The organism is Calothrix sp. CCY 0018, from assembly GCF_963920925.1.
Taxonomy (GTDB): Bacteria; Cyanobacteriota; Cyanobacteriia; order Cyanobacteriales; family Nostocaceae; genus Rivularia.
In genome coordinates this window covers 54,901-77,607 of the sequence record NZ_CAWUDI010000040.1, presented here as the reverse complement: position 1 = coordinate 77,607, position 22,707 = coordinate 54,901, and the positions used below count along the sequence as shown (strand labels likewise).

Here is a 22,707-nt window from a genome sequence, read left to right as displayed (position 1 = left end):
ATTAAACTATGTATGATTATGTTTGACTATATTTTCATTAAACTTAATATATACTAAAACGACATCTAGTATTACCGTTATGAGGTAGCGATAACAGATTATCTACATTATCAAACTTCGTCACCCAACGTAAATTAGCTTTTTCGCGAGTACCAAAATAACGAATGCATTCAGCTAAACTTCCAGTTAAATGTTCTATACCTAAAGGGTCGGTGTAGCAACTAACTTCATAGCTCGTTGATTTTTCTGAATCTTCATAGTTTTTCAGATTATCTAAAATTTGAGGCAAATTAGCGTAAGCTCGAATAACCGGAGGTCCTTGAAGACTGCCAGCCAAATAACAATACTGACAATGAGCCGGACATCCTTGAGCAAGATGAAACTGCCAATCTGCTGAAGGTGGAATTGGAGTAAGTTTGAACTGGCTTCCTGGTGCCGTAACAACCGCCAAAGTACGTTTTGATGTAGCGTAGGTTTCCCGTTCCGTTTCTCCCCGCAAACCCGTAATGCGATTTTGCTTAAGCTTTTGAATCAGAAGTCCCAAAGATTCGACACGCGCCAATATTTGCTGCCCCCAATCCTCATCTAAAGCTGCGGGTGTAAATAATACCTGTTCCGGCATCCACAAGCGGCGATCGGACTCAGTAGTAATAGCTATTGACTTAGGAGGATTGGCGACCATAAAAATTTAAAATAAATCTACTATCAAAAACACTGTCTCTAATTTGACAAATAAATATAAATAAAAAATCCTCTTGTAAGTATATTTTGATAGTCTATAAGTAGTATAAGAATACTGCTGTTAAATCATCCAGATGATGAAAACATTTATAACTTTTTGTACACAACCCTTGACAAACAGTCGCGTAAAAGTGGAAGCATGAACGGGGAAATTCAAGTAGCGATCGCAACGCTGTTAAAAAAATTCCTCAACTCCCAATCATGAAAATTAATAACCAGAAAAAATTAGGATACAGCCGAAAAATTAAGACGAAGGAAGATAAAAAGAATCCGCGCTTCGATATTTCAGGTTTATCGATGGAAACTGAATTAAGAAATTAAAGTAAAAAAATTGTCTATAGCCGTACTTAAAGGGAATGGGAAACAGAGGTAAGAAGCAGAAAAACCAATTTCCAACAGTTTAACTACTTAACTAAAAATTTTCTTAAACTAAAATTGTTTATTAATCTTCCACTATTGCCTGTTCCCCATTAAGAGTTCCCTCAATCGCCATCAAATTTATTTAACCAAGATAAACAGTTGCCAATGTACCTTGCATTTCGCTAAAATCTGTAGGCTTTAGGTAAGCAGTTGGGATAATCATGGCTGTTGCCTGCACCGTGCCCGAACAAGAACCCAACGGTTGCTTGATATTATAGTAAATAGAGAAGGATATTGATGGCGAAGCGCATACAGTTAGTTTTAAATGAAGATGTTTACAAATTAGGAAGATTTGGCGATTTAGTAGATGTAGCCCCCGGTTATGCTCGTAATTACTTGCTTCCTAAAAATTTGGCAACTTTTGTAACTCCTGGTATTCTGAAGCAAGTTGAACGTCGCAGAGAATTAGAACGTCAGCGTCAAGAAGAATTGAGACAAAAAGCTGTTGAACAAAAAGCAGCTTTGGAAAAAGTTGGTAGCTTGAAAATTGCTAAACAAGTTGGTGAAAACAATGCGATTTTTGGTACCGTTACCAGCCAAGATGTAGCTGATATCATCCAAGGTTCGACTGAAATGGAAGTTGATAAACGCGGTATTACTATTCCAGATATTAGTAGTTTGGGTAGTTTCCAAGCAGAAATTAAACTACATTCTGATGTAAGTGCAACAGTCAATATTGAAGTTGTTGCCAGCGAGTGATTTTAATTTTTGATTAATTTCTGAACATTTGTTACTAAGGTTTATTGCGGAAAACCATAGATAAATTTAATACATTTGTATTTTTCGGTTAAATCTATGGTTTAATTATTTCAAAATTATTCATTATGTGTAGAGACGTTGCGCCGCAGTGTCTCTACATATTATTTGAGGACTATTTACACTATAAGGGTAGTAGTTCACTTGTTCTGTATATTATAAAATCTATCTCACGGGTTTATGTCTGAAGAATTAAATTTTCAAGGGAATGCGGATCGTCTCCCACCACAAAACATAGAGGCAGAAGAAGCTATATTAGGCGGAATTTTACTAGATCCCGAAGCTATCAGCAGAATTAGCGATACTCTCAAACCAGAAGCTTTTTATATTGGCGCTCATAAAGATATCTATTCGGGAATGCTACAGCTTCAGACTCAAGGTAAACCTACCGATTTACTTGCGGTGATTAGCTGGCTCAAAGATCGCGACTTGCTTGAAAAAGTTGGCGGTAGAAATAAATTAGCTTCCTTGGTAGATAGAACTGTTTCAGCCGTCAATATTGATGCTTTGGCAGCCTTAGTGGTGGAAAAGTATCGACGGCGACAGTTAATTAAAGCCGGTAACGAGATAGTTACATTAGGTTATGAAACCGAGACAGAATTTCGTACCGTTATCGACAAAGCAGAGCAAAAGGTTTTCGGTATCGCTCAAGCCCGCAATACCAGCGGCTTAGTGCATATTTCCAACACCCTGATTAATACTTTCACAGATATCGAAGAGCGCCAATCAGGTGTCGCATTACCCGGTATTCCTTGCGGATTCTACGATTTAGATGCAATGACTAGCGGATTTGGACGTTCGGACTTAATTATCATCGCTGGTCGTCCGTCAATGGGAAAATGTTTACAGGAAGATACAGAATTATTGTTGAGTGACGGTAGTATTTCCACAATTAAGGAAATATATAACAGTCGTGAAGCGGAATTGTTGACGCTGCTTCCTAATTGGAAATTTCGCTTTACCAAACCCGAAGCATTTATTGATGATGGGATTAAGCCGGTATTTGGCGTTAAAACCCGTTTGGGGAAATATATTGAGACAACTATTACCCATCCTTATTTAACTATTAATGGGTGGCGACAGCTTGGAGAATTGAAAGTGGGCGATCATATTGCCGTACCTCGGAAAATCAATGTATTTGGTACGGATAAGATTCGTGAATGTGAAGTTAAATTATTAGCTTATTTAATAGGTGATGGTTGTTTAACGGATACAGTACCCAAATTTAGTAATATAAATCCTGCAATTCAGGAAGAGTTTACCGCTTCGGTTACTGATTTTGCTCCTCAACTGAGAATAAAAGAGAAAAAACGCTCCAAGCGATCGCCAATGCTTTATGTTGAGACGTGTGAGGAAAAAGACAATCCTCTTATCCTGTGGTTGCAAGAATTAGAACTATGGGGAAAAAAAGCCGACGAAAAAACAATTCCTGGTTTTATCTTCAAATTAGAGCGTCAGCAACTGGCTTTATTTTTAAATCGTTTGTTTACTACAGATGGTTGGGCTAGCGTACTTAAAAGCGGACAAGTACAGTTGGGTTATTACAGCGTTAGCGAGAAATTAGCGCGACAGGTACAGCATTTATTGTTACGATTCGGGATTATTTCAGTATTAAAAACCCGGTTAATTAAGTATAAAGATACTCGTCGGGAAGCTTGGCAACTTGATATTACTAATGCTCGTGCGATCAAAAATTTTGTATCAGAAATTGGTATTTTCGGAAAAGAAGAAGTACTATGCAAAATTAAAGCAGCATTAACGCAAAAAAGATATCAAACAAATCGCGATCTGATACCTATAGAAGTTTGGAAGCACCTAGCAGTAGCCAAAGAAGAAGAAACCTGGACTGGATTAGCGAAAAGGGCTGGAATTCAAGGGTATTCAAATATTCATGTTGGTAAACGTGCCTTAACGCGAGACAGACTTTTCTTGTTGGCAACAGCATTAGAAAATTTACGGTTACAGCAGTTAGCAAGCAGCGATATATATTGGGATGAAATTGTTTCTATAGAACCTATGGGAAACAAACAAGTTTATGATTTGACAATCCCAGATACCCATAATTTTGTTGCTAACGATATTTGCGTACACAACACCGCATTTTGTCTGAACATCGCTCACAATGTTGCATCTTTATATAAGCTACCAGTTGCTGTTTTTAGCTTAGAAATGTCAAAAGATCAATTGGTGCAAAGATTATTATCCAGCGAAGCAGAAATTGAAAGTAGTTATTTAAGAACTGGACGTATTAGTCAAACTCAATGGGAACCATTAAGTCGTGCAATTAGCGTACTTTCAGAAATGCCGATTTTTATCGACGACACCCCAAATATTACAGTTACAGAGATGCGTAGTCAGGCTAGAAGATTGCAAGCAGAAGCCGGTACGGACATCGGTTTAGTTATAATCGATTACCTGCAATTGATGGAAGGTGGTGGAGATAACCGCGTACAGGAACTATCAAAAATCACCAGGAGCATTAAAGGATTAGCAAGAGAATTAGGCGCTCCGGTAATAGCCTTATCCCAGTTGAGTAGAGGAGTTGAAGCCCGGACAAACAAACGTCCCATGCTCTCAGACTTGAGAGAAAGTGGAAGTATCGAACAAGATGCCGACCTAGTAGCAATGCTGTATCGCGATGAATACTATAATACCGACAGTCCCGACAGAGGAATTGCAGAAGTAATAATTGCCAAACATCGAAACGGCCCCACCGGAATTATTAAATTGTTATTCGATCCGCAATTTACCAAATTTAAAAACTTAGCAAAACCGAGTCATTATTCGTAATTGGGGATTGGGGATTGGAAGCATATTTATAGCGGTTTTCGGTTGAGTGCATTACACTTCGATGACCTCACCCCTTCCCCTCTCCGATGATATAGATAGTGCGTTAGACGAATAGTTAATTTGTCCGTTAAATCCTTATGTAGTCGTGCGTCTAACACACCCTACAATAAATTAGTTATCAATTTTACTCTTCCTCTACTCACCTCTTCCCTCCGCGCATACCTCCGCGTCACTCTGCGTTAAAAACAAATCTTGACATCCAACACAATATTTAGTACAAATGCACTAAACACCTTTTATATTAAACCTCTATTCCCAAATTCTTAACCAAGGAGGAGTAATTAGTGCAATCCATCCAACCAGAAATCACAAAACGAATCGAAGAACTACGAAAACTCTTAATCCAAGCCAGTTACGCTTACTACGTCCTCGACGCTCCCACCATAGAAGACGCTATTTACGATAAATTGTATCGCGAATTGCAGGATTTAGAAACACAATACCCCGAATTAATTACTCCCGATAGCCCAACGCAGCGAGTTGGTGAAAAACCCGCAACTGGCTTTAATTCTGTACCTCATAACATTCCGCTTTACAGTTTAGAAAATGCCTTTGATGTTGACGAATTAAAAAGTTGGGATGAAAGATGGCGCAGAAATGCACCTCCTCAAGAAGATGTAGATTATGTCTGCGAGTTGAAAATTGACGGTAATGCTTTGGCGTTAACTTACGAAAATGGCGTTTTAGTTAGGGGTGTAACTCGTGGTGATGGGGTTTCTGGGGAAGATATTACGCAAAACGTGCGGACAATTCGTTCGATTCCTTTAAGATTAAATTTGGATGATATTGAAATCGAAAATCAAGATGCTTTACAAAGGATAGAAGTGCGTGGTGAAACCTTTTTACCTTTAGATGTATTTGAAAAAATTAATCAGGAAAGATTATCATCTGGTGAAAGTCAATTTGCGAATCCCCGGAATGCTACTGCTGGTACTCTCCGACAGTTAGATTCCCGCAAAGTTGATCAAAGACGCTTGGATTTCTTTGCTTATACCTTGCAAATTCCCGGTATGGATGATGCTAGTTTTGCAAATAATCAATGGGAAGCTTTGGAGTTATTGCAAAAGTTAGGCTTTAAAGTAAACCCGAATAAACAACTTTGTCATTCCTTGGATCAAGTCGCAGAATATTATCAGCATTGGGATACCGAAAGATTAAATTTAGCTTACATGACCGATGGCGTTGTAGTAAAGCTCAATTCGTTTCCGTTACAGCAAGAATTAGGCTTTACCAATAAATATCCACGGTGGGCAGTTGCATTAAAATACGCAGCCGAAGAAGCACCAACCCGCGTTGAGAATATTTCCGTAAATGTTGGTAGAACCGGCGCACTGACTCCGTTAGCGGAAATGCAGCCCGTTCAGCTTGCGGGAACTACAGTATCGAGAGCTACACTACATAATGGCGATCGCATTGCCCAATTAGACATCCGCGTCGGCGATACCGTCATCGTGCGTAAAGCCGGGGAAATCATTCCCGAAGTGTTGCGAGTACTCAAGGAATTACGCCCTGAAAACACCGTACCTTTTGAAATGCCGACAAATTGTCCAGTTTGCGGGCAAGCTGTTGTCAGAGAAAAGGGTGAAGCGGTGACGAGATGCGTCAATACTTCCTGTGCGGCAATATTAAAAGGTGCGATCGAGCATTGGGTAAGTCGTAACGCTTTAGATATTCGCGGCATGGGTGAAAAAGTAGTGCATCAATTGGTAGATAAGAATTTAGTTAAATCTGTCGCCGATTTATACGAATTAACGGAAGAAACTTTAGCTAATTTAGATAGAATGGGGCAAAAATCGGCACAGAAGCTGATAGATGCCATTGAAAAATCGAAAAGTAAACCTTGGGCGCGGGTATTATATGGTTTAGGAATCCGTCATGTAGGAAGCACCATCGCACAAACTGTAACTGAGAAATTTGATAGTGTTGAAAAATTAGCCGCAGCCAAAGTTACAGATATCGAAGCAATTTACGGAATAGGTGCAGAAATAGCTGAAAGTGTTTATAAATGGTTTCGGATTGAAGCCAATCAAGAGTTAATTAAACGCTTACAAAATGCCGGATTGCAGCTTGTAGAAACACAGAAAACAGCATCTTCTGAAGTTAACCAGAAATTAGCTGGGAAAACCTTTGTAGTTACTGGAACATTGCCAAGTTTATCGCGAGATGAAGCCAAAGAATTAATTCAGAAGTTTGCTGGGAAGGTATCTAATTCAATTAGTAAAAACACAGATTATTTAGTTGTAGGAGAAAATGCCGGATCTAAGTTAGATAAAGCTGAGAAATTGGGGATTACTCAATTAAGTGAAGAGCAATTATTAGAAATGGTGAAGTAATCAATTATCAATGAACTTATACACGTTAGCGCAGCGTGGCGTAAGCCATAGTCTGATAAAGTCAGACTGGGTATGGATTTTAGTGCGTTTTAACGTACTTTGTATATTAGCCTTGAAATTAATTTCAAGGCGAAATTCGGGTTTAACGAGAATGGTGCAAGATGCAAGTTATTAACGACATTTTTAATCTAAACCCTGACGTTACGTGAGGTGCAAGGGGTTTTGAAAAAATATTTTTGATAATGACGTAGAAAAAATGTAGAGACGGCGTGCACACTGCAACGTCTCCAGAGGTTTTGTGGGCATTAAAAATCTATCTATAAACACATCTCACGGCATAATTGCGCCACATCAACCTTATAAAACCTTATAGCAGAAGCATGACTACCGTACAATCACGGGAAAAAATAAATTATTTTTGCAAATCTTTCCGAAATCAGGATTGATACGGTGAAGCTTAAATTACAAACAACTGGTTAATTATCTTACTTTACTTTGGAGTGAAAAAATAAAACTATGACTGCTTTCAATCAATCACAAGAAGAAAACTACCAACAGCCAGAAGCTACTAATTCTCTACAACAATCAAAAATGAATCAAGAAAGAAAAAGTCTATTTGGCAGCAAAACATTTTGGGGTATCGTTTTCACATCCACCGCAGCGATCGCGCCTATTGTCGGAAATAATGTCGATAAAATTGTCCAAAGTAAAAATGAACCTGTAAACTACGGGCAAGATGCGGCTCAAATAGTAATAATTGTTTGTGGTGCAGCAGCATCAATTGTCGGTAGAGTTGAAGCAATATCACCTATTTATACTCCGAAATGGATGCCAGGACCAAATAATACGGATGATTCTGAGAACTTAAGCTAATTTATGAGTAATAAAATCGCGATTATTTTTAATATTTCAGGTTGCATCTTAGATACTAAAAAAAGAAGGGTTAGAACCCTTACTACGAACTAATTTCTAACTACTTCAGCATTATCTATAGCTTTACCAGTACAAGTTTTTTGATTCCACAAATAAGCGCCAATTCCGACAATAAAGTTAGAAATACAAGCAGCAGCAAATATTCCGTTAACTCCATAAAGCTTTCCGCCAAGATAAGCTAAGGGAATATAAAGCACAAACATTCTGGCTACCGTCATTACTACCGTAGGTATCGGTTTACCCAACGCGTTAAAAGCGGAACTAGAAACATAAATGATTCCCCCACCGGCATAGCTAATTGGTACAATCCACAGATATTGAGAAGCAATTGCAATGATATCGGGGTTTGGATTAAAGAAAGCAACTAAAGTTGGCGCGGTAACAGCTAAAACTCCTGCTGCCATTACACCCCAAAATAAACAAAACAAGAAACTTAACTGCAAAGCTTTACTAACTCTTGCATACTTCTTCGCACCCCAATTTTGCCCGACGAAAGGCGCAATCGAAGCAGATAAAGCCATCACGGCAATCAATGCAAACGATTCTATTCGGGATGCAACCCCAAAAGCAGCAACAGCTTCAGCACCAAAAGTTGCTAAAAGACTTGTAATTACACCAATCGAAATCGGATTAATCATATTGCTTGCCGCAGCAGGCAAACCCACATATAAAATATCTTTCCAGCACCACAGCGTATCTTTAATAGTTGGCAGCTTTAAATACAGCATTTTTTCCTTGAAGTGCAGTACAAATAAAGCAGCAATCAAAGTAGTACCTCTAGAAACTACCGTTGCCAAAGCTGCACCTTGCAATTCCATCCGAGGAAAACCGCCTATTCCCAAAATCAACAAAGGATCTAAAGCAATATTTACTGCTGCTGCAAATATCATAATCAAACTTGGCGTTAGCGTATTACCGGAAGCGCGAATCGCACTATTACCCACCATCGGCACTACCAGAAACACCATGCCAATATACCAAATCTGCATATAGTCTCGCACCAACGGCAGTATATCGGCACTCGCACCCAAAGCAGTAAACAAAGGATCGATAGTTAATAAACCTATAATCACAAAAATTAAAACCGCAGTTATCGCCAAAGTCAGACTATTAGTAGTAAACTTTTTTACACGTTGGCGATCGCCCTCTCCAATAGCGCGAGAAATCACCGAAGAAGCCCCCACACCCAAACCCATCGACAAACAACCCAGCGTCATCACCACCGGAAACGTAAAACTCATCGCCGCCAAAGGTTTCGTTCCCAACTGCCCCACAAAATAAGTATCTACCAAATTGAAAGCAATAATCGCAAATACACCCCATATCATCGGTATGGTTAGTTTTACCAACGTAGAGCCGACATTACCTTCAGTTAATTGTTGTTTCATAAATAAATTTTAGTTGATAGTTACTGGGCATTGGGAATCGGGCATTGGGCATTGGGAATTGGGCATTGGGAATTAACTTTTAAAACTCCTAACTCCTAACTCCTAACTCCTAACTACTCTCCCTTCACATTCACAATTTAAAAAAGTATGAAAATATTCCTCATAGCCTTTGGATGGGCTATTGCTCTTAGTTTTGGTAGCTTTTTTATGTTTTTATCAAACCTGCCATACAATCTTAACGCTGAGGATGTTATGTCAGAGTTTACCCGTTATGGTGCGACTATTGGTTCCATCGGAGGGTTGACTATTGGTATAGTTTTGATGTGGACTAAAACTGCAATCAAACCATCTCATGTTGCTTTGATAACTTTTATTTGGGGAGCCAGTTTCTTCAGCGGTTTGACTATAGGTTGGCAATTTTTTATAGTTGATGCCTCAAGTCCAATTTTTAGTAAAGGTATGATTGTCGGCATGACTATAGGTGGTACTCTCGGCGGATTTTTTACGGCTTTACTATTACATCACCACAAACTATTAAATGACTGGATAAATATTTCCCTTGTCACCGTCGGCTGGTTTCTAGCATTATTTGACGGTAGCTCTTTTATCTTCGGCTTCAACTTTGTCGGCATTCCTATAATATTTAGCTTTGCCATTATTATCAGCGGAATGATTATCGGTACAATTGGCAGCACCATTATGTTTTGGCGAATGAGGTGAATCAGTTAGCAGTTATCAGTAGCAAGTAGAGAGTTAGCTATTCTTTCCCCTCTACCCCTCCCAATCCCCCATTCTGTAATATATTTGTAGTACTTAACAAAAACAGCGGATATTATGAAACCGGGATTTGAATACAGTAGCGTTGCTAATTTAGAAGATGTGCAAAAATTTGGAAGCATCTTGGAGCAATGTTTTTTAGCTTCCCCAGGTGAGGAAGAAGCTTGGCTTAAGCGGATGGGTGTGGAAAATATACGTTTAATCCACGAGGAAAAACAAGTTGTCGGTGGATTGGTAGTTATTCCGATGGGGCAATGGTGGGGTGGCGAAAGTGTTCCGATGACGGGAATTGCTGGGGTTGGTGTTGCTCCGGAGTATCGGGGTAGTGGTGCGGCGTTGAGTTTAATGCAGCAGACTGTTAAGGAACTTTATGCGAATGATGTGCCGATTTCGGTACTTTATCCGGCAACTCAACGGCTTTACCGGAAAGTAGGGTACCAGCAAGGAGGTAGTTTTTGCAGTTGGGAGATTCCAGCTTCTAGTATTCAAATTAAGGAACAACCTTTACCGATTAAATCTGTTCCCTTAGATTCTGAAATATTTTACGATTTATATACAAAGCAGGGACAAAATATAAATGGATATCTAAACCGAAATCAAACGATTTGGAATCGAATCATAAAATCGGGAGAGAAAGAAGTTTTTTATAGTTATATTCTTGGTTCGATAGCAAAGCCTGAAGGTTACATTATTATTAGCCAGTATTCGGCAGATAATGACAATATTTTAAGTGTAGTTGATTGGGTAACTTTGACAAATGCAGCTACCAAAACATTTTGGTCTTTTCTGAGCAATCATCGCTCTCAAATAGATAAAATCCGTTGGCGCGGCTCTGCAATTGATAATTTAACGTTAATATTACCAGAACAAACTGCCAAAAATAGACATATTCAACGTTGGATGTTGCGGATTATAAATGTAGAGAAAGCATTATCGGCACGCAGTTATCCTTCAGCAGTTGAAACAGAATTACATTTAGAAATAACAGACGATTTAATCGCGGAAAACAACGGTAAATTTATTTTATCAATTGCTAACGGATGCGGAAATATTACAAAAGGTGGCAAAGGTGAATTAAAGCTAGATATCAGAGGATTGGCACCCTTATATACAGGATTATTCTCACCCCAACAATTACAGCTTGCAGGAAAACTCGACGCGACAGAAAAAATAATTTCCACCGCTACGCAGATATTTGCAGGTACTTCTCCCTGGATGGCGGACTTTTTTTGATGGGAATTGGGGATTGGGAGAGATGGGGAGACAAGGGGACAAGGTAGAATTTTAACTGATAACTGCTCACTGCTCACTGCTCACTGTCTTTCTCTTACTCTCCCTTTATAATTAATAGTTTGCTTTGTGGAGCGTTTGCCCAAGGAGCGAATTGCTGAGACTTTGATGCGAACTTTTGTGCCAACTTCTAATCCTTTTTGAGGAATTGGTAATTTACCTAAAGCTAGAATAAAGCGGTTGTAGTCTTGGGTAACGAATTCGGAGGGAATGTCGGCTTCGTATTCGCCTCCGTTATCATCTCTTATTTGGTATTCCACCCGAAACCTAGTTTTGATAATGTCCGATTTGCGAGCTAAATCTACTAAACTTAATTTCAAGTTTTCACCGCTGCCTACAAAGTCGGCTACTGCTAATTCGGTAACTTCTTTTTCGGGAATTGCATTATTAACTACTAATTTTGTTAAATCGCCTTCTTCTTTTTTACTAATGTCAAGCCACAACTTTTTGGGAAAATCAACTTCGATTTTACCGTCGTTGTTTAAATTCAATTTGAGATTAAGCTTACTAAAATTACTTATGGGCTGCTTTTCTAGCCAAACTACCTGAAAATCTCTTTCTATTCGCTTATCAAATTCGCGATATTCATCTGCAATTACCGAGCCGGGAGCGAGTAAAGAAACGGCACCATTGCGAGCAATCCAGCGATTTTTTGTTAAACGAATTGATTTATTTTGTAATTCTAAAAAATTTAATTCTGCTTGAGGATTATCTGGTGCAAGCTGTTGTTTACCCTTAACTAAACTTAAAATCCCTAAGCTTCCTCTCTGCCCATTCCTGCCATCGTAACCGTCACGCCCATCGCTGCCGTTGTAACATCTATATTTACGCTTTTTACACTTATAGCTGTCGGTGCCTTTTTTACCAGTACAGGATTCAACAGTCCAACTTTGGCGGTGACATCTGCAACCTCTCGCACCATCACCACCACGCCCGCCGCGCCCTGCTTCTCCCCCTAAACTGCGTACTAAAATACTTCTTAAATCGGCAATGTTATTGTAATAAACACTTAAATTACCACCACTTCCACCGTTACCACCACTACCAGCATCGCCACCTTTTCCACCATCCGGCGCGTGTATATCTTGCTTTGCCTTGTCACCATATTTACGATGACATCTAGCTCTATAACCATCTTCACCATCCTCGCCATCTTCACCATCCCTACCCGACAAATCCAGACTTACAGGAGAGCCATCAGCAAATACGGTAGTATCTCTACCACTGCTTCCACTTCTACCACTGCGCCCATCCGAGCCATCGCGATCGCCATATCTTCGATAATTATCGCGTCTGTAATCTCTGGCTATTTTCCCCGATTTCTCCAGACACAACAGCGTATCAAATTCAGAAGCAGAAGCAGGTAAGCCATTAACTAATAAGCTAACTGTAAGTAAAAATGATAACCTTTTCAAAACAAGTTTTAACATTTTTAGATTCATTTATTATTTAATTTAATAGAGAATAATTTAAACCACTGCAACCAAGGTTTATTTTCCGGAATTGAATAAAAAAATTAAAGTTAAAATTATACATTTACGATGAAGAAAACTGTAATGCAAGATTATTCCGTATCTAATCTGCTAATTAAATAGATGTAGAGAGGGAACAGGGAATAGGGAGTAGGGAACAAAGAAAAAAGACGGGAAAGCGCTGTTAAAGTTTTTCATATTATATAGTTCAGATTAACAACAAAGATTTTGTTCCTAAGTAGATATTATTATATGTAATTCGATTTACTAAACTAAGACTGAAAATTTATAATTTAGTGCCATAGTTAATAAAAATTAAACTTTTATCAAATTATTGGTGTATATCAAAACTTATGCAGTCACAACTGAATATCTAATGTTCCAGACATCTCGATCCCCCCAACCCCCCTTTTTAAGGGGGGCTTTAATCTTAACTCCTAACTATTCCCTACTACGGCATCCATTCGACAAAAAACCCTACCTGCCTTTCTTTGCTACCACTAACTTTCTGCTCTCCCAATTCAGTAGAAAAACGTAGATTATTTGTAACTGCATAACTTGCAGAAAGCTTAGTTAATGTAACTTCTGACTCGGTACCCACAACCCAACTGCGAGTAAAAGCGATATCTGCACCACCACCGCGAGATAATATCAGCAGCAATTTTACGCCTAAGTTGACTCCCGAAGTTGAGTAATCGGATGTCTCCAAATTTCGATACCCAATTAAAGGGGAAAAATTCAAATAACCACCCAAAGGCAATAAATAATAATTTAACTCGGCACCGTAATTTTCAAAGTTGTTATTAAAGGCTTTTTGATATTCGCCGCTGACAGTAAACTTATCAATAATAAAAACATCTTCAAAACCAATCACGCCAGCATCACCATAAAGTTGAGAATAGCCCAATCGTAAACGAGTGCGAAAACTGGGTTCATTCTTGATATCCCGTAACACATTAGGTACTTTATTTCGCCATCGTTGTAAAACCGGGCTATTTTCAATAACTTCTGGATTGATATCTAATTCATTATTTCAGCTTCTTTTTTAGTTTCACACCAAGCCGGAGAAACTGCGAATATCAAGCAAAAATATAATCCAAAAGCGATATTAAAGGCGATTTTCAAGCTTAATGCCTCATTAATTTAATTACCAGTTACATCTTAATGATTTGGTTGATTGCTGATGAGCCATACTCTTTAGGTAAATACTTATCGCTAAATATTAGTTTTGAATTAACTTTGCGTAATTATTACAAACGACACTGTATTTATCATTACTATGTTTTTTGTAACCAAAAAGAGATAAGACTAACCGTGATGCAACTACCATCATCTAAAAATCAAGGAGAAAATAATCAATCCTCTGCTGAATTACACGCAGAAGTTGAAACCCTTTCTAACATTGCTAGTAATATAGCCATTGACAGCGAAATGCAAGCTAAAATACAAAGCTTGTTGGCTCAGATTAAAACGAGTCTGCAACAACAACAATTAAGTATCGAAATACAGCGAGAGCTTGCGAGATTGTTAAGTTTGATATCTACACTAGATTATCGCAATTCTCAACAAGTTGATATTTTAGATTTAGCTATTTCGATTCTGCTGGAAAATAAAGAAGATACAACTCAAAGCGATACAAATACAAATTTTCCGAATAAAGTATCGGATAAAAGTTCTCGAAATCTAGTTTTTATTCAAGAAGCGCGACGACAGATAGCAATTCAATCGCGGGAATATCCCAATCCTTTCAGCGCAATTATTAAAGGTACCGGGGGTGCTTACAACCGATTGCTTTCCGGTTTAAGTTGGTTTTTTATCATATTTGTAGTTTGTCCCCTTCTCGGAGTTGGGTTAACATTCGTTACTTTGAATTTTTTGGGTGCTAGAAAAGAAGTTGCGGAGAATAATCGTATTACACAACTGAAAAAAGAAGTAGAAACTAAAGAAGAGCAATTAAAGACAACTAACGATATTGCTAATGCGCTTCAAGTTAGACTGAGCAAAGTAAATAGGAATATCGATCGTGTAAATCCACAATTAAATAAGATAGAACAACAGCTTTCTAATCAAGAAAAAGATAGTGAATTTTATGCATTAATTCAAACTCAAGTAATTCCTCAAATTCAAGACATCCAAAGTGATTTTAGAGATATTAATAAAAATATTGATGATGAATTAAAAAGCGTTAACAATCAACAAAGACAATCAATTCTCGCTGAAATGGAATCTAAGCAAGAAAATACAGCAATCACTCAATCCGTAGCGGATAAACCAAAATCAAAACCTGATGAACAACAGTTAGTAAGTGATGTAAATGAAGACTCAAACCAACTAATTTCATTTACAGACTGGTTTGTAAAACAGGATTTATTCTTTATTTCCCTAGCAGTTTCAATGGGTGCTTTAGGAAGTGCAATCAGCGTAATTGTGCGTGCAAATAAATTTATCGCACAAGGTAAAGAAGGACAATCGGACTTATTTTTTACCGGCTTTTTCCGTCCGATTGTTGGTATGTCTTTTGCAATTTTCACGGTAGCACTAATTGAATCTGGCATCTTTTCCGGTATTCTCACGATAGCCCAAAAAGAAAGTCGTAACGTTTACCTTTATATGGCGATCGCCTTTGTTGCCGGATTCAGCGAAAGACTAGTTGAAGACGTAGTTTTGAAAACTGAAAATACGTTAACGGGCTTTTCCTCACGCTCGGATAAACCCGAAAAATAATTGTTAATTGTTAATTGTTAATTGATAATTGTGAATGGATTTACTCTTTATTTATCACAGAATCATCTTGAATATCTGGATTTGTCGGATTAACTTCTACAAAAGCAAGATTAGTTTCTGGCTCGTCTTTACCACTATTCAAATGCCAATTATTAAGAACATCTTTTACTAAAATTTCTTGGATAAATGTTTGCAGCACAAGTACTAAAGGAATTGCCAGAAATAAACCCAGAAAACCAAAGAAATTTGCAAAAACTACCACTGCTAATAAAGTTACTACAGGTAATAAAGATACTTGTGACTTCATTACCAAAGGCACAACAACTAAACTTTCAACCTGCTGAATACCAAGATATATGGCAACTACCGCAACCGCTTTCCAAGGTGCATCAAGTAATGCTAATAATAACGGTGGAACTAAACTTAATGTCGGCCCTACATTAGGAATAAATTCTAATAATCCAGCTATAATTGCATTAATTAAAGGTAGTCTCACCCCTAAAATTAATAAACCAATATAGCTCAAACCACCAATGAGAAACATGGTTAGTAGCGTACCTTTGATCCAACCAACTAAAGAAGTTTCGCACTTGTGAAGAATCTCGTCCATGCGACGACGATAAAAGGCTGGAAAAAGCAATATAAAACCGCTTCGATAGGGTTTGGGATCTATCAAAAGCATTATAGTTAAAACAAGGAAAAGTAAAGAATTTAAAACAATATTAAACGATCGACTGAGGACAGTAAAGACGTTTCCTGAAACAGCACCTAACCAAGTTTGTAAACCTTGAGTCAAATATCTTAAACCTTGAATTTCATCTAAAACTGGTTCGGGAATCACTTTTAAAAGCCAGTCATTCCACACCCGTATTTGGTCTAAAAATTTCGGTACGATAAAAGTAAATTCGCGTAACTGTTCAATAATTCTTGGAGCAATCAGCGCGAAAAATCCCGATACAATTGTAAATAGTAAAAGAACTGATATCCCAACTGCAATCCCTCGCGGAATCTTAAGTTTTTGTAATGCTTTAACAATTTGATTTAAAGCGGTTGCTAAAATTATCGCAGCAAAAACTATCAATAAAACTTGCCTAATTTGCCACAAGATATATATTGATACGACAAAAACAAAAAAGCCAATCCATTTTCCTATACGCACAAAACTCCTCCGTATTCTCCCAGTATTAGCCAGCGTATGTGTTAGGATATCCGTTTTAATTGTTCGTGTCTTCCTCCGGAAGTAAGTAACATTTCATCTGCAATCGGGATGAAAAAGAGCAATATCCATCTCTAGAAAGACCAAAATAGTTGTTTATCGAAGTAATGTGAAGTTTAAGATTGATTATCTACTAATCGTCTTGATTTTCTCTTCAGAGCTTGTCTGCGTATTAAAAAAGTGAAATATTATTTATAGAATCATGATATTTGTAAAGTGGATCGAGCGCTTATGCATTGGTTTTATCGGATTTATTCTATTCTTATCTCTATCTAGCTTAACTAGTTTAGCTAGAGATATACCACCTCAACTCTCTCCACCTGTAGATTCTCAACAGCAACAACCAACACAACCGCAGCCACCTGTAATACAATCTGACTCTGCACCAGGTTTAAGTAATCCCCAGGAATTTACAGCATGGGTAGATAAATTTATGAATGATGAGATGTCAAAATCTCACATACCTGGGGCAGTTATTTCTGTAGTTAAGGATGAGAAGGTATTTTTTACTAAGGGTTATGGTTATGCAAATGTAGAGAAAAATATTCCTGTAGATGCGGATAAAACGTTATTTCGCGTTGCTTCTCTCTCCAAATTATTTACAGCAACCGCAGCAATGCAGCTATCAGAAGAAGGAAAATTAGATATAAAAAGTAATGCGAATCAATATCTAAAAAAATTTAAAATCAAAAATCCTTTTCCCCAACCCGTAACCGCAGCCCAAATGATGACTCATACCGATGGTACTACCAAACGACGCATCGGACTTGCAGCAACCACACCCGAAAAAATGTTACCTTTGGGCGATTATTTAGCTCAGTATATGCCTGCAATCGAATGGCAACCCGGTACGCTTTATAGCTATTCGAGTCATAGTACTGCTTTATTAGGTTATTTGGTAGAAACAATTTCCCAAACTCCCTTCGTTGAATATATAGACAAAAATATTTTGCAACCGCTTGATATGAGTCGTACCAGTTTTCAACAGCCACCACCGCCAGAGTTAGCAGATAATTTGGCTACAGGATATCAATATCGTAAAGGTAAATATCAAGCGGTTCCCTATTTATACTTAAATATTGCACCAGCAGCAGCAATAAGCACAACGGCTACAGATATGACTCATTTTATGAATGCATATTTGCAATATGGGCGCTATCAAGATAAAAGAATTCTCAAAGAAGCTACCGTGCGCGAAATGCTAACAAGACAGTTTACCCACCATCCATTATTACCCGGTACTGGTTACAGTTTTCGCGAAAGATGGGTAAATAATATTCGTACTTGGGGACATTTGGGAAGTTTGCGGGGATATTCTGCTTCTCTAACTTTAATGCCTGAGCGAAACATTGGAATTTTTATTGCTAACAACAGCTTTACCGGCTTGAGTAGTCAATTCTTAAACCAATTTTTTGACCGATATTTTCCCGTTACAAAACCAATTAAATACGCCAAAACTCTTTCTTTAAATCAAGAACAAATTAAAAAAATTACAGGTAATTACCGCGATGTTGAATACCCTCGTAATACTTTTGCAAAAGTAACAGCCCCTTTTAAAGATATCAATATCAAGAAAGCTGATAACGGTAACTTAATCATAAATACCCCAAAATTATTTTTTGTAAATAAAATACTAGATAAAGAATTAGTCCCGATCGATAAACTATTATTTAGAAGTCCTGAAAACAACGCTTTTACAGCCTTTGGTGAAAACAGTGATGGAGAAATAGAGTTTGCATTTAATCCACTGTTTCCTAAAATAGGAGCTTATCAAAAAATTACTTGGTATGAAACCGTTTGGGTACAGCTTGGGATTGCAGCTTTTTGTGCAATTATGTTTTTATCAGCTTTTATTATGTACCCGACTATTCCAATTATTAGGCTGTTGTGGGGAAAATCTGCTAAAATTGAGCGTCAATTTAACGGTGCTTGGATAATAGCTGGTTTCGCAAGTACTTTAAATTTGATATTTTTAATCGGTTTACCTTTATCGCTATATCTTATTGGTTTTTGGAAGTTAGTTTATGGTGTACCTACGATAGTTATCGCTTTATTACTACTGCCATTAATTAGCACTTTTTTGACTTTGGCATTGTTAATCTTTTCTGTAGTAATTTTTCAATATAGATACTGGTCAATATTGTCAAGATTGCATTATTCTTTAGTAACTTTCGCCGCGTTGATTTTCGTTGCTTTTCTAGCTTATTGGAATCTATTAGGGTTTCAATTTTAATTAGTAGGATATGTTACGGCTACAAAAAATAATGATAATTTAAGTAATTATGAAAATGCCGTAACGCACTATCAACAATTGCTAATTTTTATATTAAATGTTTTGCGATTATCTTTTAACTATAAAATAAGAAATGTAACTAATACAAATTAAACATTATGGATTTAAATGATATTTCTCAACAAAGTAAAAAAGTCGCTGGAGATGTAATCGATAATGTCAAAAAAAAGGGACACCAAGTAGCTGACAATATTTCTGAAGTTACCAAAAACAAAGCTGAGGATATTACTGAAGAAGCGATTGTTACAGCAGTTGACAAAGCAATAAATATGATTGAAATTGCCAGTCAGAGAGTTAAAGAAAAAGAACTTACCGCCGAAAATGTTTCTTTAGAAGTTAGTTTACAAATTGTTGGAGTAGCCGAAATAAAAATGCGGGCACATATACCAACCAATTCAGATGGAGAAAGTGAAATAATCGATGTTGATGTCTCTTAACTAAAAACTAAAAATTAAAATGAAAAAGTAACGCACAATCGGGAATTGATGCGTTACAACGCAATTTTTATTTGCAGCAATATATCGTACATACTAATACTTCTAACGCACCCTACGAATCACTACTATAATTTCTATAATTATTTGGTTTCCAATCATTCAAAATATCTTTAACCAAAAGTTCTCTCAACCAAACTTGAGAAACTACTACCAACGGCAAAGCTAAAAATAAACCTAATAATCCAAAGAAGACAGCGAAAGCTACTTGAGATAACAAAGTAATAGCTGGCAATAAAGATACTTCCCGCTTCATTACCAAGGGAGTCAAAATATTACTTTCAGTTTGCTGAATAATTATATAAAGAACTATTACAGCTAAAGCTTTCCAAGGTGCAAGAGTTAAAGCCATTGCAGCAGGAGGAATTACACTTAAAGTTGGCCCCAAATTGGGAATAAATGTTAAAAAACCTGCAAATACAGCATTTACAAAAGGTAAGGGAACTCCTAATAAAAATAATCCGATTAAACTTAAGGTTGTAATAACCGTCATATTAAATACAATGCCAATAAACCAACCTACCAAAGATTGTTCGCATTGCGAAAGAATATTATCGGCACGGGAACGATAAAATCCCGGAAATAACAATAAAAAAATCTGCCTGTAAGCAGAAGGATTTGCTAAAATCATGATGGTGACAACAACCACCAACAGCGAATTTAAGACAAAATCAAGAGAGTTGGAAAATATTTTAAAAAAGCCACCAAACCAATTAGAATCTGTACTTAGTAATTTTTGCCCAAAATTTTGTAAACTACCAATATCGGTAAGTATTTGTCCCGGTATTACGTTTTGTAACCAACTATAACTATCTCTTAATTGCTCAAATCCCCTATTAACTAAATCTGTAGATTGCGGTATTTTATTGATAATAGAAGGTACAACAATCGCAGCAATTCCTATAAAACCTGCTAATATTAAAAGAATTGAAATAGCAACGGCAAACCCCCGCTTCATATGAAGACGAGACTGGATTATTTTTACCAACCTATTAATAACCGTTGCAAAAGCTACTGCTGTAAACCCCAACAATAATACTTGTCTAATCTGCCATAAGATATACAGAAAAACTGCAAATAACAGGAAGCTAATTAATTTACCGAAGCGCACATTTAACCTCTTTCACTGTTTTCTGTTGTATGTTTCCTTCTCAATTTAGTGTTCTAACCACTCAAGCAATCCTAAAGAATTAACGCTACCTAAAAAATGAGCGCCAATAATAGTCACATCTGCAAGTATCAAAAGTAAATCGATAGAGCGTACTACTGTTTCTGGATTGTAAACCGCTACTCCTTGAGGTTGAGCAAGGGTTTTTCCTAAAGCGGCGATCGCAGCTACTTCAGATGCAAAAAATCCTAACCCAATTCCTAGTAAACTAATAATCAAACCAACACGTAAAACCTGAATAATTTCTTCTTTTTTAGGATGTAAATTACTGTCGGGTAACTGCAAACGCTTGGCTAAACGAGTGTAACGATAAGCCCAAAAGATTCGGAAACCTATAGCAACAACACCAGATAATCCTAAAAATATTCCAAATCCAACAAAAGGATTGTTAATATCGCTAAAATTACGACTGAACATTACTAATAGCAACGTAATTCCAGCAACGACACCCAAAAGTAAATGTGCCCAAAAGCTGATTCTACCAAGTAAACGAAAAGTTCCAGCAAATTCTCGTTTACTCGGTGATGAAGATGTTTTAGTTTGCATTAATATTTTCTCCTTTATGATTTTTACAAAAATAAACGTAACAGCAAAATCTGTAGAATAAAAAATCAGATATATTATTAGTTTATCTTTTACTATTTATCAAATTCTTCTTTCAAAAGGTAGATCGCTTTCTGTATTTAGGATGAAATATTTACGCAAAATAGGGGTTCCCACATTACATGAAAACCCCTACTTTTAAAAAGCTATTTAGATTAGCAATATACAAACATCAACTTATTTTTCAAGAGAATTAGGTAATGCAGAAGGATAAATAGTGTTAACTACCAAAACGGGCTTGTCTTTATAGTCTGCTTCTAATTTACTCTTAACACCAGCATCCCAAGTAAAGTTATAATCTCTTTCTAAGTCAGCTACTACAAATTGTCTTAGTGTACCTGTAGCAACAACCGTCTCACCTGCTTTAACATTCTGTCTGTATGGAACCACATCCTTATTATCTGGTACCAAAACTAACAAATCATTAGCACCAATTATTGCATCTTCATCAAGGGTGAATACATCTGTCCCAGTTGTATTTTCAATTTCACCTGGCACTGCAATCACTTTATTGTAATATTCGTTAGGATCTGTTGTAATTTGACCTGGTTTTGGCGCTAGTGCGATCGACTGAGCAACCATTGCTGCCTTACCTTCAAACTTCTCGTACTCTTTCGAGTCCAGCTTCAACTTATAATCTTTGTTAAAATTATCAGTGCCATACTTTTTCACTTCACCCGTGATTTGCAATTCTACACCTTCAGGTAGTGGTTGAGTATCTCCGGTTGCATTCACAACTAGAATAGTATCTCCACCAAAAAAGTCATCATCGGTAACGGCAAATGTAGACTCGCTAATTTTATTTATAGCGTTGCTTCTAATAGTTACGCTTTGTCCGATCAGTTTATCAGTTTTATCAGCAACTTCCTCAGCCGTGACGTTTTCTTGTTCCTGTACTGTCGTATTATCTGCCGTCTCCGCACAAGCTGGAAGTATTACAGCAGCTAAAGCTAAAGCTAAAGCTTTTGAACGAAATCTATTAAGCATGAAAATTTCTCCTTTCAATGTTCTTATTTAATAATTGCAGTTAGCAGTTGGGGCTAAAATGCATTGCCTGAAATGGGGATTAGCGCTTATTATTATTTAATAAAACTTTTCCTATCCTCCTCACACTGCTTATCGTTAGTTATTTATAGATTTGCAGCTATATAAAAATTATACTCTTGTTTTAGGTAGGCAATGTTTCGCAACATTTCAGACATTTAACTCTGTCAACAATAAAACATAAAAGGTGAATTGGCTTCTATCT

Annotated in this window: 17 protein-coding genes; 9 read left to right on the top strand and 8 right to left on the bottom strand. The window is 37.2% G+C overall.

Going from position 1 to position 22,707, the window contains the following annotated elements:
* Positions 1–43 precede the first annotated feature (43 nt).
* Positions 44–682, bottom strand: coding sequence for an SPL family radical SAM protein (locus ACM03V_RS25370; protein WP_414623577.1), 639 nt, complete (start codon positions 680–682; stop codon positions 44–46).
* A 716-nt stretch (positions 683–1,398) separates the two neighbouring features.
* Between ACM03V_RS25370 and rplI the strand changes: the two genes are divergently transcribed.
* From rplI to ACM03V_RS25350, 4 genes are all read left to right on the top strand, one after another.
* Complete coding sequence (gene rplI / locus ACM03V_RS25365) at positions 1,399–1,860, top strand: 50S ribosomal protein L9 (RefSeq protein ID WP_414623576.1); 462 nt, start codon at positions 1,399–1,401, stop codon at positions 1,858–1,860.
* A 237-nt stretch (positions 1,861–2,097) separates the two neighbouring features.
* A complete protein-coding gene (gene dnaB / locus ACM03V_RS25360; protein WP_414623575.1) occupies positions 2,098–4,707 on the top strand; it encodes a replicative DNA helicase in 2,610 nt (869 codons plus the stop codon).
* Positions 4,708–5,051: 344 nt separating this feature from the next.
* A complete protein-coding gene (ligA, locus tag ACM03V_RS25355) occupies positions 5,052–7,100 on the top strand; it encodes an NAD-dependent DNA ligase LigA (RefSeq protein WP_414623574.1) in 2,049 nt (682 codons plus the stop codon).
* Positions 7,101–7,616: 516 nt separating this feature from the next.
* Positions 7,617–7,973 (top strand): hypothetical protein, encoded by a 357-nt coding sequence (locus ACM03V_RS25350; RefSeq protein WP_414623573.1) that lies wholly within the window; start codon positions 7,617–7,619, stop codon positions 7,971–7,973.
* Between the two features lie 89 nt (positions 7,974–8,062).
* Here ACM03V_RS25350 and ACM03V_RS25345 read toward each other — a convergent pair whose 3' ends face one another.
* Positions 8,063–9,421, bottom strand: a complete 1,359-nt coding sequence (locus tag ACM03V_RS25345; RefSeq protein ID WP_414623572.1) for an MATE family efflux transporter — start codon at positions 9,419–9,421, stop codon at positions 8,063–8,065.
* 147 nt (positions 9,422–9,568) lie between these two features.
* On the opposite strand from ACM03V_RS25345, the gene ACM03V_RS25340 reads away from it, so the two are divergent.
* Together ACM03V_RS25340 and eis are read left to right on the top strand one after the other, a co-directional pair.
* Positions 9,569–10,141: a hypothetical protein gene (locus tag ACM03V_RS25340; RefSeq protein ID WP_414623571.1), complete on the top strand. Its 573-nt coding sequence runs from the start codon at positions 9,569–9,571 to the stop codon at positions 10,139–10,141.
* A gap of 114 nt (positions 10,142–10,255) precedes the next feature.
* On the top strand, positions 10,256–11,431 hold the full coding sequence (gene eis / locus ACM03V_RS25335) for an enhanced intracellular survival protein Eis (RefSeq protein ID WP_414623570.1): 1,176 nt from the start codon (positions 10,256–10,258) through the stop codon (positions 11,429–11,431).
* Positions 11,432–11,511: 80 nt separating this feature from the next.
* On the opposite strand, the gene ACM03V_RS25330 is transcribed toward eis, so the two are convergent.
* On the bottom strand, positions 11,512–12,918 hold the full coding sequence (locus tag ACM03V_RS25330) for a collagen-like protein (protein WP_414623569.1): 1,407 nt from the start codon (positions 12,916–12,918) through the stop codon (positions 11,512–11,514).
* A gap of 493 nt (positions 12,919–13,411) precedes the next feature.
* Entirely contained in the window at positions 13,412–13,915 is a 504-nt protein-coding gene (locus tag ACM03V_RS25325; RefSeq protein WP_414623568.1) for a hypothetical protein, read from the bottom strand.
* 209 nt (positions 13,916–14,124) lie between these two features.
* Here ACM03V_RS25325 and ACM03V_RS25320 point away from each other — a divergent pair, with 209 nt between their 5' ends.
* Entirely contained in the window at positions 14,125–15,684 is a 1,560-nt protein-coding gene (locus ACM03V_RS25320; RefSeq protein ID WP_414623567.1) for a hypothetical protein, read from the top strand.
* A gap of 40 nt (positions 15,685–15,724) precedes the next feature.
* Here ACM03V_RS25320 and ACM03V_RS25315 read toward each other — a convergent pair whose 3' ends face one another.
* Complete coding sequence (locus ACM03V_RS25315; RefSeq protein WP_414623566.1) at positions 15,725–16,843, bottom strand: AI-2E family transporter; 1,119 nt, start codon at positions 16,841–16,843, stop codon at positions 15,725–15,727.
* Positions 16,844–17,102: 259 nt separating this feature from the next.
* Here ACM03V_RS25315 and ACM03V_RS25310 point away from each other — a divergent pair, with 259 nt between their 5' ends.
* Both ACM03V_RS25310 and ACM03V_RS25305 read left to right on the top strand, forming a co-directional pair.
* Positions 17,103–19,133 (top strand): serine hydrolase domain-containing protein, encoded by a 2,031-nt coding sequence (locus ACM03V_RS25310; protein WP_414623565.1) that lies wholly within the window; start codon positions 17,103–17,105, stop codon positions 19,131–19,133.
* 158 nt (positions 19,134–19,291) lie between these two features.
* Positions 19,292–19,630, top strand: coding sequence for a hypothetical protein (locus ACM03V_RS25305; protein WP_414623564.1), 339 nt, complete (start codon positions 19,292–19,294; stop codon positions 19,628–19,630).
* A 112-nt stretch (positions 19,631–19,742) separates the two neighbouring features.
* Here ACM03V_RS25305 and ACM03V_RS25300 read toward each other — a convergent pair whose 3' ends face one another.
* The 3 genes from ACM03V_RS25300 to ACM03V_RS25290 form a co-directional block, all read right to left on the bottom strand.
* Positions 19,743–20,798 carry an AI-2E family transporter gene (locus ACM03V_RS25300; protein WP_414623563.1) on the bottom strand — a complete coding sequence of 352 codons (1,056 nt, stop codon included), beginning with the start codon at positions 20,796–20,798 and terminating at the stop codon, positions 19,743–19,745.
* A gap of 45 nt (positions 20,799–20,843) precedes the next feature.
* Entirely contained in the window at positions 20,844–21,401 is a 558-nt protein-coding gene (locus ACM03V_RS25295) for a DUF3611 family protein (RefSeq protein WP_414623562.1), read from the bottom strand.
* A gap of 234 nt (positions 21,402–21,635) precedes the next feature.
* Entirely contained in the window at positions 21,636–22,445 is an 810-nt protein-coding gene (locus tag ACM03V_RS25290; protein ID WP_414623561.1) for a hypothetical protein, read from the bottom strand.
* Between the last annotated feature and the right edge of the window lie 262 nt (positions 22,446–22,707).

What these genes read in the sequence shown, in the direction of transcription:
- ACM03V_RS25320 (WP_414623567.1), top strand. Translation starts at nt 14,125, where the DNA reads ATGATTTGGTTGATTGCTGATGAGCCATACTCTTTAGGTAAATACTTA.
- rplI (WP_414623576.1), top strand. Translation starts at nt 1,399, where the DNA reads ATGGCGAAGCGCATACAGTTAGTTTTAAATGAAGATGTTTACAAATTA.
- ACM03V_RS25310 (WP_414623565.1), top strand. Translation starts at nt 17,103, where the DNA reads ATGATATTTGTAAAGTGGATCGAGCGCTTATGCATTGGTTTTATCGGA.
- ACM03V_RS25305 (WP_414623564.1), top strand. Translation starts at nt 19,292, where the DNA reads ATGGATTTAAATGATATTTCTCAACAAAGTAAAAAAGTCGCTGGAGAT.
- dnaB (WP_414623575.1), top strand. Translation starts at nt 2,098, where the DNA reads ATGTCTGAAGAATTAAATTTTCAAGGGAATGCGGATCGTCTCCCACCA.
- eis (WP_414623570.1), top strand. Translation starts at nt 10,256, where the DNA reads ATGAAACCGGGATTTGAATACAGTAGCGTTGCTAATTTAGAAGATGTG.
- ACM03V_RS25370 (WP_414623577.1), bottom strand. Translation starts at nt 682, where the DNA reads ATGGTCGCCAATCCTCCTAAGTCAATAGCTATTACTACTGAGTCCGAT.
- ACM03V_RS25350 (WP_414623573.1), top strand. Translation starts at nt 7,617, where the DNA reads ATGACTGCTTTCAATCAATCACAAGAAGAAAACTACCAACAGCCAGAA.
- ACM03V_RS25330 (WP_414623569.1), bottom strand. Translation starts at nt 12,918, where the DNA reads ATGTTAAAACTTGTTTTGAAAAGGTTATCATTTTTACTTACAGTTAGC.
- ACM03V_RS25345 (WP_414623572.1), bottom strand. Translation starts at nt 9,421, where the DNA reads ATGAAACAACAATTAACTGAAGGTAATGTCGGCTCTACGTTGGTAAAA.
- ACM03V_RS25295 (WP_414623562.1), bottom strand. Translation starts at nt 21,401, where the DNA reads ATGCAAACTAAAACATCTTCATCACCGAGTAAACGAGAATTTGCTGGA.
- ACM03V_RS25340 (WP_414623571.1), top strand. Translation starts at nt 9,569, where the DNA reads ATGAAAATATTCCTCATAGCCTTTGGATGGGCTATTGCTCTTAGTTTT.
- ACM03V_RS25290 (WP_414623561.1), bottom strand. Translation starts at nt 22,445, where the DNA reads ATGCTTAATAGATTTCGTTCAAAAGCTTTAGCTTTAGCTTTAGCTGCT.